Raw genomic sequence first — 14,426 nt, 5'->3', positions numbered from 1 at the left:
CGTTCGGGTGTTGCTCTTGTAGGCTTTAATCAGCCAACCATATGGGTTCTCCCTGTTATTCCGTCTGACCGCCACTGCCGCCAGGTGAATTGATGTTGTCGATTTGTTCCTGTGTTTGCTGAATGGCTGCTTCTACGTCTTCAATAAGCTGGCGGGTGTAGTAGGGATGTTCGGTCAACAAACCAAGGCGATTGAGCTCAGTGATAATCTGATTGAAGGCCTCCTGGTTGAAGGCGTACCTCACCTGCTTGCGGTTGAACAGGCTATCGACGTTTACCGTTTCCGGGACAACCCAGCCATGGCGCAGGTAGCCGTCTCGTTCGAACAAGTAGGCGTGTCCCAGCTCAAAGCCCAGCTTGGCATCGGAGTAATGGAAGCCCGCCGGCAGATGCAGGTCGATCCGTTCGAACGACGCTTCCTGCGAACGCTCCCAGCGACCGGTGAGCTGCAATGTTTCCCAGTCACCTAGCTCGCTTTGTCGGTACAGCTTAATGATCCCGTCATCGTTGCTCGCTGAGCCAAAAAGCCGGGCGACAAAAACATCATCTGTGGGGCCACTGATGGCCAGGGCATCAACCGGTTTTCCATTCTCCAGTAAGCTCGTGTAATCGCTGTTTTGTTGGGCGACAGGATACAGGGCGTCTGCAAATGTTTGGGCGGGTTGACCGGTCGTGGTTCCAATCCGGCCGTAAACCAAGTTACAGGACCCGGTAACAGACGCATCTGGAAGACCTGGAGCATCGCACAGGTTGCCAGTACCGCCAGCCGGCCAGGTGCTCAGCACGATTTCGGCAACAAGAGCTTCAGAGAACGTATAGGCCTTGGCCTCCGAGCCAAAGGTAAAGCTGTTCGTGCCCGGTACCGACTCACCGCCGACAAGCTCCTCGATCACATCACGGGCATCCAAACCATCAAGGCTGAATTCGCGAAAGTTCATCTCAGACGAAAATTGAGTGCTTTGCGAATTTGCAACGATGTCCCCCAGCTCGAACAGAGGTAAATACCGCTGCTGCCCAGCGTGACCCGTTTGGATGGTTTGTTCCCGGAAGGAGAAGCCTGACCAAACCAAAGCACGCACGCGCCCAGGCTTGCTCATCAACTCATCGCACTGAAAATCACCGTCGGTGCAGATGGTCTCACTGATGATCTGGAAGCTCGTTGCATCACTGCGGAAATCGTTATTTCTGGGTACTGCAATTTGAATGTCTACGATGGCGGCATCGAGCTCCGTGTCGACGGCAATGCGCCGTCGTGCTTCGTAGTAGATCTGGTTTGTGTCCCGCATCGACGGGGCTGGCGGTTCAGGGGTGTTCTGCAGATTCGCCAGCTCTACTTCAAGGTCATGCAGCTGTGCCCGACGTGCATTGAGCGTCGAAATCAGGGGGTTTCGGAAAAAATGAAGATCGATGGTTTGTGCGCCATTGACTGGGTAGGTTTCGAACCCACTTTTTTCGAAGAATGGTGAGTTGTTCTGAGCGTTCGCAATCCGTGTCTCCAGTTCCGTCAGAGTAGGTGAAGGAGCCGATATTTCAGGAGCGGCCTTGAGTTCGTCGTACACCGTTTGCTGGATGACAGTCTCGCCGTCGAAATCACGGTTATCGGGGGTTTCGATCAGCGAGCGGTTAACGTCTTCGACAACTTGTTCGAGACCATCATTTATTTGATCAAAAATGAGGTTACCCAGCTCATCCGGGGTCAGACTGGCCCGATCCTCATCAGGTATATTTCGGTCGATCTCTATGGCAAGTTCGTTGACCACCTCGGCAATACGTTCCAGCCGTTGATACTCATCCTGTTCGGTCGGTGTTAACCCTGCAGGTGGGTTCAGGTAGTTCTCCAAGATATTAACGGTTGTGCCGAGCTTGCTTGCAACATTGCGAATAGCTTCATCCCGGTCCCCGGAGGGGAGGCGGTTGATTTCGTTCTCTACCAGGGTTGAGATCGGAGAAACAAAAACGCCGCTGACCGTATCGGTGCCATTGGGTATAGCCCAACCGAATAGAGGAAAGTTCCAGGTTGCAATTTCTCCTGAATCCGCCAGCCGCGTTTCATCAGTGGTAGTAACGATAACCCGGGTGCTTGTCGTCAGGCGCCCATCAGGCAACCGGATAATCCACTCACCACGGCTGTCCGTTGTGGTCGAAGGTTCACCTTCATCGCACTGGGCGTTGTCATTTATGTCCAGACAGACATTTGCATTTTCGAGCGGTTCAGATGTGGCCGCGACACCGGATACAACCGGATCAGTATTGTCGATCGGGGTTCCACTACCATCATTGGAGGTCTCATCACCGGTTTCGATACTGTCTTCGGTTCCTGTCTGTTCGCTGCGAATTTGATAGTCTTCAGAGTTGTCCCATTTGCACCCTGTCAACACCATGACGCCAACAAGGAGTAAGGGAGCCGCGGCAAAACGCTTGTGCGTTAGTTCTGTGATCATTGCAGGCCTCTTCCATTGCTTCTGTGGTCAACGCACTCTATTGCATCGCACAGTATATCGTAGAGTGAAACCAATCGGCCTAGAGGCGCACATACACAGGGGCGGCCAGCTGTGGAAGTCACGATACCAGCCATTGGCTTTGCCGGGCCACGGCGTCGTAAGATATGAGGAAGAGAGGGCAAACACGCAGGTTTGGGCAAAGAATCTCGCTGCTAACGACTCGGAGGTCGCCAGGTAGCACCGGAAGAGGTTGGTCTGTCTGACTTTCAGGTTTCGATCAATCCCAGGGCTCGGAAAAAGGAGTCCAGGCGATCCAGGTTCGTTTCTATTTGGCTGCGTTTCATGGTTTGAGTCATTTCAAGCCGGAATTGCACGCCAAGACTGATGGCATCACCAGATGGGGTGGTGTGACGAACCTCCGCACCAATCCTGAACGGCTCCATGGCCGTGGCCTTCCAATCCGGCGTGATTCTTACCCAAATCAGATCACCCTCTTTCAGATCCATGTCTGTTTCGAGCTTCATCCCACCACGCGAATAATTGATGGCTCTGCAACTTCTCCAGGATAGGGACTCATCGGAGGTCAGGCAGATGGCGATGCTACAACCATGCGCTGGAACTCGCTCATTCATCCGACGCTCTCCCTGGTAAAGCAATTTCGTCGCCTCGACCAGACGATCGGTTACATCTTCTAACTTAAAGTCAGAACGGCAGTAAATGACGCCTACATCAGATTGAAATGAAGCGGAATCGGACATGCTGAACCCTGCAAATAATCCTCTGGGAAGCACTATTTTAAGGGTTCAGCAATATCAAAGGTGGGATTGCTTCGATACGTTAACTGACCGCCAGACGCGGTGTTTCAGCCACCAACGAAACGTCATCAAGTACAGTCAGATAATCCTGGTACGCATCTTCCAGAGCCGAAGACCGGATTCTCTGTACGCAGTTCGCTTTATCGTAATAGTTGAGGTCAGACAGAATGATCTGCGCGCACAAGTGCCGACGAATTTCCTTCAAAGGCTGTGTTTCCAGCACTTCGCGAGAGACATCGACAAGCACGGTGTGACCGTCTTTGGCTTGGATCGGCAACTGCCCCTGCGTATTCCATTGATAGCCTGCTTCGATCATCAAATCGTTGCGCGAATCCAACGGGTCTTGGGTGTTTGGCTGGTACACCATCGCCAACAGGGCCTCCTGAAGCTGTATAATTTCGGCAGAAGTCCGTTTATCGGCTTTGTCAGGAGCAAGTGCTTTTTCTACATCCGCCAAAGGCAGTTCGAGAAGCTTGGTGCGCTCATCCGGTGCGAGCCAGTGACCAATATCAACAAACTGACCGTTTTCGCTCAGTTTAGCGATTTTCATACCAAAGCCAGACGGATGCCTTTCCCCAACCGTCGTGGCCCCCATTTTCAACGCCGCTTCCAAGGCTTTCTGAGTCAGGTTACCGTTTGCCGTTACCAGCACACTGTCTTTACGGGCCCCCTCGCTATCCAGTTTGTATACCCGCGCAGTCTCATGGTCTTCCAGCACGATTTCCGCTTTCGGGGAGGCACTACCGTGCACTGTGCCAAACTTTCGAGGAAGGCCAAATGAGACGTACACATCGGGCTGCAATGTCAGGCCACATCGCTGCGCCAAGAACAACCACTGATGCAGTTTCTCTTGCTGACTTTCCCTGTCGATCGCAAAACTATGCAGAGCCGGTGCAATCAGATGCTCCGCAGCTTGAGCGACCCGTTTCTGAAAACGTTTAATGGCGCTGTCTGTCACGAGAAAATTGTTCTTGAACATGGCGAGCCATTCTTCTTCGAGGCTCTGCAGGGTTGCAACGTCAGCACCACTCTCTGTCATTCTTGTTGTCTGCGCTACCGCACTAAAGACCGAAGATTCAAGGCATTTTGTCCGTGTCGATCTGTCCAGGGAGTCGGTATCAGAATAGAAAATGGTGGTCACCATTTCTTGGAACCCAGGCTTCACGACTCGGATCGTGTTTTGAAGACCGTGGCCGGCATTTTGAACCAACAATGGGTCTCCGTTTAACTGATCCTCCATAACCAGCACACGGTTTTGAGTGCCTTCACTGAACGATATAATTTCCTGGATATCATTCGCATTTCCGTTGAGATGATAGAGTTCCACTTCTTCGGGAGCCATTTTCCAGGCGCCCTGTTCCATCAGGGTCATCACGATTTCAGAAGAGGTAATACGATCTTGCACAATAAACGGGAGAAGGTGATCGTAGTTGGGTGCCCGATCAGTATCAGAAAAGCGATTGCGAATCACATCTGCCCAATATGACGGCTTACGGATGCCTGGCTCCTCCGGCAACTTAAAACAGTTGTTCTGCTCGGCGTTCTGGAAGATCTTTGACAAAATCTCGCCAGCTTCATGAGGCTTTGTGTCGGCAATGCTTTCATGCAAATCTGAGGCAATCATCAGGGCTGTCCGTAGGTTGATCTCTGGAACATCCTCTTTTCGGGTTACCGATGGGAAGCAGTGAAGCAGATATTCTGGAATCAGATGTTGGTATACCCGTCGGACCTGGCGTTTGTATTCATCCAGAGATACCTTTCCAGCGCTGTTGAGGCGCCGAATATCATCAAACTTGTTTCGTCCGTAACCAGACTCTCGGAGTCGAGTATAGCTCACCGGGTCAACGTCATGCTCTGCCATGCGCCCAATGTCATCGATCATGCCCAGAAGTCGATCAAATGTCTTTGTCCGCATGCGAGCGTCTAAATTTCGCTGGCCCCGCGATGCCGCCATTGCCAGGCCGGCAATCTCTGTCATCTGGGTATAGTGACGATACCGGAGTTGTCGCAACGTGGGAGAATGCCCAGACGCAAGAGGGTTCCGGTCCTGAAAAGGGTTCCGAATCACCGATACCGGGTTGTCGTGAGGCAGGGCGATGGTTGCCAGAAAATCTCTCCACTTTGTGGCGACGGCTCCTATTTCACTCCAGCTTGGTTGCTCCGGGAGCAACTGTGTTTGAATGCGAAGGTGCACAAAGTCTTTGATATTGGCGGGCATCGTTTAATCTCTCCTTGGCTGAAAAGTGGTTCAACGGGCAACACAAGATGCCACTTGGCCTACCTCTTCGTGTGTGGCTGGCGTGTCAAAGGCGTCCAAAGTGGGAATAGCGCTGGATCGATGATCCAATGCGTACTTCAACTCAGCGACTTCGAGCGCAGCCATGCTGGACCGGAAGAGGGAATCGTTGCTGTGCTTTTGCGACCGACAAATAGTCGTTTCCAGTGCTCGCCGTATGGCTTCCGGCTCATATTCTTCAACTCGGGCCAACCAACTGCTATTTCGGCACTCCTTACGGAAAAGCTCACGATTCACCGGCCGGTTCTGCAAGGGGGCAAGACAGATTTCAGATAGCTCAATGACGGCCGGGATGTCACAGATTCGACCATGCTTTTCAAGAATCTCTAATCGAGCCCTGGCCAGCGGTCTCGGCAAGTCAGGTTCGATCCGATCAAATACCGGATCGCTGATCTCTTCGTCTTCGTAGCAGCGAATGTTCTGGTATAGGCGCAAGAGCGCTTTGCTGATTACCGCCCACGTATCATCTTTGTGGTCGATAATGTCTACGGGCGAACGCCCTTCCAGCAGCTGGGCTGCAACCATAGCGTTGTGATCCCAGAATACCGATGTCCCAGCCGTGCCGGCGTAACCGGCAATGGCTTCTTTTCGGCGGGACACAAACAGGAGACTGTCGTTTTGCATGACGATGTTGACGGTTTCCCTCATGATGGGTTGTTTCAGCCTACGGTGTAGATCTTTCATTGGTGCTGTCCGATATGTTTACGGCTACGATGCATCATCGCACAGGGTACACTAAACCTATTTTACGTCGTTGGCTTTGTCTTCTTTCGATCCGTTTTTGTCGCTTTTGCGACTCGCTGCGCGAGTGGCGTTGAGTGTGGGGGCTGATGCGCGTTGAGGTGTCAATGGTGAGGTGTGTGCAGGGTTTCAACGCTGCCGCTCCGAACTGGCCGGCACCTGCGGTGCGGCCAGGGGCGCGCTCGCTTCCGCTTCGCGCTTGTTTGGCAGGCTTGTTTGGCAGGCAAAAAAAACCCAGGCCGTCAGGCCTGGGCAACAGGTTCCTTCCGTCTTGGAACCTTCGGTGAATGAAGTTGCGTAAACGGTTGGATCGTCTCAAGATATAACGCATGAAACGCAACGGCACTATAGGTAGTGTAGGATGAAGTGTCAATATCCGTTCCAAACTTTTATTGCCGGTTAGGGTGCTACTAAACTGTTCCGCCAGGCTGGATGTTGCCGTTGGGTCTGGAACCAGGTTTAGCGAATAAACCATCTGGCTCAAGCTGCTGGAAGCAGTCCGACGTGAAGCCCATTCACAGCCGCCCTAAATGCGGCGAAGAATATCCGCGCCCGGGGGCACCGAGTGCTGGCCTGTGGAGGATGGGTGCAGTCAGACCCACCTATGAAGCAGTAACCTGCAGTCACTTGTGGGAAACCGTGAGGGAGTACCACCTGCCGTCGCATCGGAGGCGGTTGGAATCCCCGCCCTTTAGGGCGGGGAGGATGTCAAGCGACCTTAGCGCCTGGTTTTTCATTCCAGGGCACCCGAGTCAACATCTCAGCGAGACTCGGTGCATACCGGTCAATTACCAGGGGGGCTTCGTCATTGCTCTGGGTGGACTGGGTGCTGGCGTTCGCCGGTTCGACTTTTCGCGGCTCCTCGTCACGCAAACACAGTTCATCCTTAGAAACGATGATGAGTGTTGCACCCAGGACCTCCAGCAGTTGAATCAGCGTTGAAACCTTAGCAGGCTTTCCCGCCTCAATGGTCTGGATGGTGGTCCTTGAAATCCCGGTGGCATCACTCAGGTCTCGCTGCGTAAGGTGTGCATTGCAATTTCGAACAGCAACAAACGCCTTGCCCAGCGAGAGGTAACCCTGACTTTGATCAACCGCCGGATGCTTTATCGCCAATGTCAAACCAAAGGCATTTAGCAGCTTCAGGGTGGGTTTTACCCCGCATTTATGAGGTACGGTTTCCAGCTTTTGAAGCGTTTGCTCAGTCATGCCAAGCAGGTTCGCCAGTTTGTAACGGGGTGTTTTACCCAGTCCCTGGCGCAACTCCTTCAAGGCTTCACCAAAAACAGTGGCTTGGTCTTTTGTGGCCCCCTTGGCAAACGAGATGAGCCCCTCGTTGAGTCTACCCTTCAGCTCTTTGCCAAGACGAATTCGCTTGAGTGGTGGGGTGGTTTGTTTTTTCATATCGTTGCTCTCCCATGATTCCGGGCGCCACAGCCATACATAGCCATAACCGATACAACTATCGCATCGGTGGCGGCATAGCCCCTCCTTGGTTGTTGATTTGATACACCCGATCACTGCTCCCAGAGTTCAGATGCTTTCGGATAAATGCCGGAGTCGATGTCAGACCCGCATCAACAATTTCTCGGGCGAGATCCGGGATGTCTCTTGAGCACTTTTCAAGCTCGTTCCGAATTTTTTCCTCAAGCTTTTCCCGGTAATCCTCGGGGTCCGCAATACTTTGAACGCAATAGGCTTCGATCTGCACATCACTCAACGGATGACTCTCTTGGCCTGCCAGCCATTGGTAAGCGTTGACACTGACATACTGCGCCAGCGCCCTGGAATCCAATCTCTCCCCGCGGTAGAAGACTTCCATTCCCAAACTGATATTGATGATCGAATGATCCGTTGAGCGTTCGCTATTCATGTCGTCAAAAGTCCTGCCTGAAAGTCATTTATGTCTGAGCCAGAGATCGCTTGGGTTCAAGTGCGTTGGTTAATCAATCAGATCCAAAAAATCGTTCTCATGACCGGTTTCTTTGGCCAGTAGGAGTCCATAATCGCGCAGCCTGTAGTAATGCATCCGGAGTTCCCTGAACTGCTTGTCGGTCAGTTTAAGTTTCGTTGCGTGTTCGAGCATCGCCAGCACAGCGAGCATCATGGTATGGATGCCCGCCAAGACGGGGGGGAGGTGCTTAGCATTGCTCCCCGCTAAATTGAACACTTCAAAATCGTTGTGGCTCTCTCCATCAGCGACTGGGTATACAAACAGACCTCCTTTCTCTGCCGAAGAATATGCGTACTCCCAGCCAGAAATATCCCCCTGATAGCCATTAACTGTGTGCATTGCCATGTGGTGCAGGTAATGCAGGATCAGGTTGGGGCTGACTTCAAAGTACATACGAAACGATGCCCGCCAGAGTTTCTGGTCGATTACGGTCCAGTCTTGCGGGTGACTGGCAAGATCGGGGAAGCTGCGGGGCATCTGTTTCTGCGCATCCATGAATTCATCTCCAGGGAGTGTCTCGTTTATATCTAAGTGTATGCTAATAGCATACACTACCGTGGCATAAGTTCAATTTCTTAAGCAGTGCTTGCGCATTACCATTCGTTAGGAATCGTGTGTTGGTTGAAGAGCACCTACGGTCGCCTATGCTGGCGGATAAACCGTTCGATTCGAGCCTTTTGGGCAACTTTGCGGAACGCATTGGACTCTGGTATTTGATCGCTGGCAAGGTGATCCTCCGGCTCAAGATGCTGACCGAACAGAGATTGGAGTTCATGGAATGTTGTTTTGATGCGGTTGGGCAGTTCGAGCCCCAATTCTGCCCTGGTGATCGCAACGTACAGCAGGTGTAGGGCTTCACGTTCTGTTGCTGTCAGTGTTTCTCGCGTTCGGAGCTTCATCATCACGGTTTCCGGCGGTGCCAGGTCCTCGTCGAGAACCACCAAAGGAAACTCGCGGCCCTTGGACTTGTGAGCCGTAATGAACTGAATGGCGTTTAGTGATGAGCGTTTTGACCGCTGTAAGGCCCCCCTAACTAAGGCCAGGAAAATGTGGATATGGGTAGCGTATCGCTCTATCAACCGGATCAAGGACCAGGCGTCGCCGGCACGGTCTCCCAGGGCGTGCACTTGTTGAACCAGTGCATCCCAGCTACCGGCGATACGCATGGCATCAATACGAACGTCCTCAAGGCGCCCTTCATAGAGGGCAAGCGCCGACTCCACGCGCGTGAATGTGCGTTCAGGAATCCCGCCTTCAATGCGGACCTCACGCTGCCGCAACAATGCCTCTCCCGCTCGGGCAAGGATCGTCAGGTTGCTTCGACAAATGACCGTATGGCTTTCGTGTTCGTTAACCGGGAGCAATGGACGATGCTGACCTCGAACCAGGTTTCGCTCACCCAAAGCCCTGAGTATCAGCGAAGCCAGGCCTGCAATCTGGTAGTTGTACCGAAAGGAGTCCGTCAGATAATGAGATTGCACGCCCCGCTCAATGGGATCGTGAAGGGCATTAATTGCTCGCCTGAACCCGTAAATCTGTTGATATGGGTCGCCAATATAGAGTTTTTGCCCGGGCTGATTGCGAATGATGTCCGCCACAACAGGCGCGGTATCCTGGTACTCATCGAGTATCCAAAGCTCACCCGGAACGGTGTACCCACGCAGGTGAAAGACCTTCAAATAGGTGTCATGGGAAATCGGGAAACCGTTGTACTCATTGATCATCCGACGCCAGAGTTCGTGAGCCCACTCGACGATTTGCTCCCGTATCTGATCCGCCAGATCTTTTTGATCCGGGTGTCGTAAGTGCAATGGCAGCGCGTCATCGGGGATATGGTCTCGACAGATCACCAGATCCGCACTCGTCTGAAATACTTCTACGGTTCTTAATGTTGCCAATGCCAGCTGCTCGGCCGAAGGGTAACCCTCACCTATCCGGCCCGAGATGTTGATCGATCGGGCAATCAATACAGGGGTAAGGGTTGGACCGGTGGATGGGTCAAGCGCTCCAGCCAGTTTCTGAGCATAGCCGTTGCTGTTTCCAATGACCTGGGCATACGCCAAGCTATGGCTTGTGACCGCGTTGATCAAATTCGGAGCCCTTAATCGCATTTCATGTTGGTTGGCCCGATTGAACAGAAGGGCGTGACCTGGTTTGCGCAGTCGATGCGCAACCTCAATACCTGTGCCTGTTTTGCCGGACCCGGCAAACGCAATGCAAATCTGGTCAGCTCCGGTTTCCATCGCTTGGATAACCCGTTTTTGCTGATCCGTTGGCTTGAAGCGACGATCGGTCACCGTCAGAAGGTTCTGCAGCTCTTTCATCGTACCGCCCAAAAACAGCGCTGCCGAGCAGCGGTATACGTGCCGCTTTCATCCTGAATTTCCGTTTGGATCAGCGGACAAACAAGCTCGTGCGAGGGTTCAATCTTCGCTTCGGGGAAATCGAATTCCATCGCTGCGCCGATGAAGAGAACAACCGCAATAATGTTTAGAACCACACGCGGTTGATCGGTGCGAGGGTTGCGTACTGTGCGGATCATGGTCATCACTCTCTCCTTTTCCACAGTAAACGTGGATGCTTACGATGACAGCATAGTATGCTTAAAGCATACTGTAAAGATCCGAAGTGAAACCCGCGTTTTTTTTCTGTTCAGTGTATGAGCTCTAACTCGACGCTTTGTACTCGATCCGTTGACGTAAAAGCCCATACCAAACGGAAGTTGTAATGGCCGCTTGTTGTCGCAGGTACAGGGCCTCTCAGCAGATCAATGCCAAGAAGGCCAAGATGTTGATTCAGGTCTGGAGTCGCGAAATGTCCTTGCTTGACTCTGCTCGCCAAGTAGTCACGGCTTCGCTGATGCCACTGTATGATCGGTTCCCGGGGAATCGGTGCGTCCAATTGCAACCACTCGCAGGCCTCCCTTACGGCTTGTGCTGCATTTGTGTGCTGAAACTGAATGTCCTGGTGCATATCCAGGGTGGCACTATCTGAACAACGAATGATGGAGCGCAGAATCCCGTGAACTCCGGGTGCTGATGCCGCGGCATTGCGATCTTTCGTGAAGTAAAAAGCACGTCCAAAAACACCGTCGCATTGCTCAAAGCGAGACGACGGTTCATCGGTGGGCGTTTGGTAGATCGGCTGGTATAGGGTAACGGGGAGAGAATCTTGGGTGGCCATAGCTCTGCTGCGCTGGGAATCTGTGAAATGCCCATCATCCCGCAAATTGAGAGTCGCCGGCATTTCCGCTTTCGCTATAGCAAGGGCGATTTGCATTTATAAAAACTTGCCGAATTGGGTTGACTCCAACTCGGCAATCGATTTTTCGGGCGAGCGAATCAGAGAATGCTACCCGGGCCTTAAAACTGCGCTTCCCCAACGATACCCTCAAGAGATTCGGGATCGTGTACGAGCTCTGCAGCGTTGATGAGGTCTTTGGCTGTAATAGGCGTCCTGAACCAACGAATTCGATGAGACTCTGCCGGCCAGGCAAAATTGGTCACAATGCGTTGTCCCGGGGTCAGCCATCGATAAAGGGCTTCGGCATCCCGGAACTGTTGCTCAATCCGGTATCCCAATCGCTCACTGAGGGTGATATTTCGGATGTTTAGTCGCTGGGACAGGGTGATTTGCGAGAGAAAGTTAATCAGCGGCGATTCCGGAATCAGAATTGGAGGAGACAATTCCTCCTGAGTGGCCGTGTTTTCAATTTTCTCTGGCCAGGAAGGTTCAATTCGGCGGTGAGTCGAGTCATAGGTTGCAGGGAGTCCCAAGAACCGATCAATGACTTCCAGTGCCCGATGTTTAGCGACATTCAGCATTTCGAGACTCCCGCATATCAAAGTAACCTATGTGACGTCGAGATTATAGGTTTGAGAAAAGATCCTTCAATCACATGAATCCCGGGTGTCGCTTTTACGCAACATTCTCGGCGCCCAAAAAAAACACCTGGCCGCCAACGCCGCCAGGTGTCTGCTTTGAGAGCTCTATTTCCGCCGAGGTTACTGGGATGTAGCAACCGCATTGCTGCCCGGGCAAATGGGCGTCACGGTGTACGTTGTGGGTGTGATTTCCCAGGCAGCACCGGAAATCAGGTCCACGGGAATGGTAATCAGGCCCCAGTCGATCAAAATTCCGAGCAGGGTAGTGGGGTCAAACGACTCGCCGGTTTGAGTGGTCGCGGGTTCGCAGCCTTCTTTCCGGGCAGTAATGGTATGGACCTTGCCTTTTTCCAGGTTCACGAATGCGGAATCTTTGCCGCGAGCGGCGCCATTAACATAGATCGTCGTACCATCTTCCAGGGAATTGACGGTGATTGACTCGCTGGTGCCTTTGATGACAGTGGAACAGCCACTCAGCAGGGTCATGGCAAGTGCGCCCGCTACAAAGCCTTTAAACTTCATACTGCAATACTCCATGTGATGTTAGGCGGATGAATAATATTCCCAGCACTTTGATTGATGCAAGTCCGTCGGCCAAAAAACGATGCAATGTCGTGCACACGATCCAAGGTGATCGTCTTGTCGAAATGTCGAGATGTTTGGCCTCGATGGCGTACAGATGGCACATGTTGTCGCGTTGCGACGTGATAACGCTTTCCTTGCACCGACGGTATTTTTTTGAGCCTTTTCGGAAATCCGATAGCGTTCAGAGTTTTATTTCAACTCATCGTTGATTACACTGCCAGTATGCTTTCGGCGTACTTTGCCGGGTAGGTTTTTTCTTCACAGAGCGATATACCATGGCCTTAAAACCGGAAACCAAATCCGCAATGTTTGTTCGTGCAATGCGCCGCTTGCGTGAGCAATACAACAGCTTTGAAATTGCCCGCTGGTTTGCGATGGGCGATGAAGATAAACGGGGTATCCGACAAATCTCTGTCGCCTTTAACCGGAAGCTCTATGACCAGGATCACCCCGACCATCGGAATCCCACCAATTCAGACTGTCTCGCCACTGCATGTCTGGACTTCCTGGACAGGCTCGGCTATGACTTGGCGACACTCCGGTATAACGAGCACGGGGAGATCGTGGAATTGAAGAAAAAATCATCCGATTAAATTTGCGAGGTATGACGCTCAGACGCCGGCATTTGCCGGCGTTTTTGTATCTGGGCTCTGTGCCTTGGCTTATTGCAGTGCGCTGTCCCGCAGCTTGGGCTGCATCATGGCGTGTTGTTTTTGCATTTAATGGGGAGGTGGTTCTGGCGCTCAGGGTGAGCTTGAGTTCCGCGCTGCCTATTGGGTGTGGAGTCTGTCGATTTGTGGCCTTCGGCCAGCGCTTAACCTCACCTCCGCGCTGGCGTCGGTGAGGATGGCCGGGTCGGGCGATGCCCTCGCCGGCCGGAGGGAGGGAGGCTGGGTGCGGTGCGCCACCGGGCTGGTTGCGGTGTTCAATCAGCGTTGTTAGGGCGCGAACGGAAGGAAACTCATGCCTTGGGAGTGCCCGCTGGATAAGTCGATGACTACGCCGTTGAATGAGATTTGTCCTTCACGCATCACTTTCCAGAGCATGTTGATGGCGGCATTGGCGACCGCTCCGTTAATCATCAAGTCTTGTCTGGCCAGGGACTCAGCGGCGGAACAAGATGGGTTATTTTCTGCATCCTCTCGGGTGGCCAGGTCGGGGTAGTGGGCCATGACGCTAGGCCATTCGTCGGTCAATTTGTTGTCCCCAAAACGCCCAAATACGACCTGTGCTTTGTCTTTATCACACCCCATGTCCAGCCAAAAAACATTGAGCTTTCTGGAAAACATGCGGTTCACCATTCGTCTGGATTCCAGGTTGTCTACCGCTGTAATGACCAGATTTGGATTGTGGGTAAATTGCTGTTTGTCTGTGAGTCGATAGGGCAGGCCGACCCAGTTGGTGCCCAGCATCAAATTGGCGCGGTGTGTAAGTGCGATGGCTTTATTGGTGCCGATTTCATGCGGCCAAAAGCGCTGGCGGACGATATTGCTGGGGGATACCTCGTCATCGTCCATGACCGTGACGCTGAGTCCTTTCCCGCCGAGTGCGAGCAAGGCTGTGTGAAGTCTCAGCAGACCATCGAAGCATTCTGAGCCATTCCCACCAGCGCCAACCAGCAGCACTCTGAGTGGATAGTCGTGGTTTTCAAAGACACGCGGTCGAGTGCGAATGGCTTTTGGAATCATGGCAGTCATTGGTCGTCCCTCCT

14 protein-coding genes and 1 pseudogene are annotated in these 14,426 nt (G+C 52.7%); 2 read left to right on the top strand and 13 right to left on the bottom strand.

Annotated features, from left to right (window positions below; translation table 11 throughout):
* Window positions 1–55: 55 nt before the first annotated feature.
* From BTO32_RS17925 to BTO32_RS15090, 4 genes are all read right to left on the bottom strand, one after another.
* On the bottom strand, window positions 56–2,440 hold the full coding sequence (locus BTO32_RS17925; protein WP_076725482.1) for a hypothetical protein: 2,385 nt from the start codon (window positions 2,438–2,440) through the stop codon (window positions 56–58).
* Between the two features lie 266 nt (window positions 2,441–2,706).
* Window positions 2,707–3,198 (bottom strand): PilZ domain-containing protein, encoded by a 492-nt coding sequence (locus tag BTO32_RS15100; RefSeq protein WP_084206874.1) that lies wholly within the window; start codon window positions 3,196–3,198, stop codon window positions 2,707–2,709.
* A gap of 79 nt (window positions 3,199–3,277) precedes the next feature.
* Window positions 3,278–5,473, bottom strand: coding sequence for a hypothetical protein (locus BTO32_RS15095; RefSeq protein ID WP_076725480.1), 2,196 nt, complete (start codon window positions 5,471–5,473; stop codon window positions 3,278–3,280).
* A 30-nt stretch (window positions 5,474–5,503) separates the two neighbouring features.
* Window positions 5,504–6,235 (bottom strand): hypothetical protein, encoded by a 732-nt coding sequence (locus tag BTO32_RS15090; protein ID WP_076725479.1) that lies wholly within the window; start codon window positions 6,233–6,235, stop codon window positions 5,504–5,506.
* A gap of 466 nt (window positions 6,236–6,701) precedes the next feature.
* On the opposite strand from BTO32_RS15090, the pseudogene BTO32_RS18290 reads away from it, so the two are divergent.
* Window positions 6,702–6,755, top strand: a pseudogene (locus tag BTO32_RS18290) (helix-turn-helix domain-containing protein); the annotation flags it as partial.
* Window positions 6,756–7,000: 245 nt separating this feature from the next.
* Here BTO32_RS18290 and BTO32_RS15080 read toward each other — a convergent pair.
* The 8 genes from BTO32_RS15080 to BTO32_RS15045 form a co-directional block, all read right to left on the bottom strand.
* Window positions 7,001–7,696 carry a helix-turn-helix domain-containing protein gene (locus BTO32_RS15080; RefSeq protein WP_076725478.1) on the bottom strand — a complete coding sequence of 232 codons (696 nt, stop codon included), beginning with the start codon at window positions 7,694–7,696 and terminating at the stop codon, window positions 7,001–7,003.
* Window positions 7,697–7,754: 58 nt separating this feature from the next.
* Window positions 7,755–8,165 (bottom strand): hypothetical protein, encoded by a 411-nt coding sequence (locus tag BTO32_RS15075; protein WP_076725477.1) that lies wholly within the window; start codon window positions 8,163–8,165, stop codon window positions 7,755–7,757.
* Between the two features lie 69 nt (window positions 8,166–8,234).
* Window positions 8,235–8,741, bottom strand: coding sequence for a hypothetical protein (locus BTO32_RS15070; protein WP_076725476.1), 507 nt, complete (start codon window positions 8,739–8,741; stop codon window positions 8,235–8,237).
* A 137-nt stretch (window positions 8,742–8,878) separates the two neighbouring features.
* On the bottom strand, window positions 8,879–10,570 hold the full coding sequence (locus tag BTO32_RS15065; RefSeq protein ID WP_084206873.1) for a 3'-5' exonuclease: 1,692 nt from the start codon (window positions 10,568–10,570) through the stop codon (window positions 8,879–8,881).
* Entirely contained in the window at window positions 10,567–10,794 is a 228-nt protein-coding gene (locus tag BTO32_RS15060; protein ID WP_076725475.1) for a hypothetical protein, read from the bottom strand. The genes BTO32_RS15065 and BTO32_RS15060 overlap by 4 nt, the downstream gene beginning before the upstream one ends.
* Window positions 10,795–10,898: 104 nt before the next feature.
* The gene (locus BTO32_RS17770) at window positions 10,899–11,525 is read right to left on the bottom strand and encodes a hypothetical protein (RefSeq protein WP_139339085.1); all 627 of its coding nucleotides are present in this window, start codon (window positions 11,523–11,525) and stop codon (window positions 10,899–10,901) included.
* Window positions 11,526–11,608: 83 nt separating this feature from the next.
* Window positions 11,609–12,070 (bottom strand): hypothetical protein, encoded by a 462-nt coding sequence (locus BTO32_RS15050; RefSeq protein ID WP_076725473.1) that lies wholly within the window; start codon window positions 12,068–12,070, stop codon window positions 11,609–11,611.
* A gap of 180 nt (window positions 12,071–12,250) precedes the next feature.
* A complete protein-coding gene (locus BTO32_RS15045; RefSeq protein WP_076725472.1) occupies window positions 12,251–12,652 on the bottom strand; it encodes a hypothetical protein in 402 nt (133 codons plus the stop codon).
* A 338-nt stretch (window positions 12,653–12,990) separates the two neighbouring features.
* Here BTO32_RS15045 and BTO32_RS15040 point away from each other — a divergent pair, with 338 nt between their 5' ends.
* Entirely contained in the window at window positions 12,991–13,308 is a 318-nt protein-coding gene (locus BTO32_RS15040) for a hypothetical protein (RefSeq protein WP_139339084.1), read from the top strand.
* 345 nt (window positions 13,309–13,653) lie between these two features.
* On the opposite strand, the gene BTO32_RS15035 is transcribed toward BTO32_RS15040, so the two are convergent.
* Window positions 13,654–14,412: a PRTRC system ThiF family protein gene (locus BTO32_RS15035; RefSeq protein WP_076725470.1), complete on the bottom strand. Its 759-nt coding sequence runs from the start codon at window positions 14,410–14,412 to the stop codon at window positions 13,654–13,656.
* Window positions 14,413–14,426 lie beyond the last annotated feature (14 nt).

The sequence above is a fragment of the Marinobacter lutaoensis genome (genome assembly GCF_001981305.1).
GTDB classification, from domain to species: Bacteria; Pseudomonadota; Gammaproteobacteria; order Pseudomonadales; family Oleiphilaceae; genus Marinobacter; species Marinobacter lutaoensis.
This window is presented reverse-complemented; position numbering and strand designations above follow the sequence as displayed.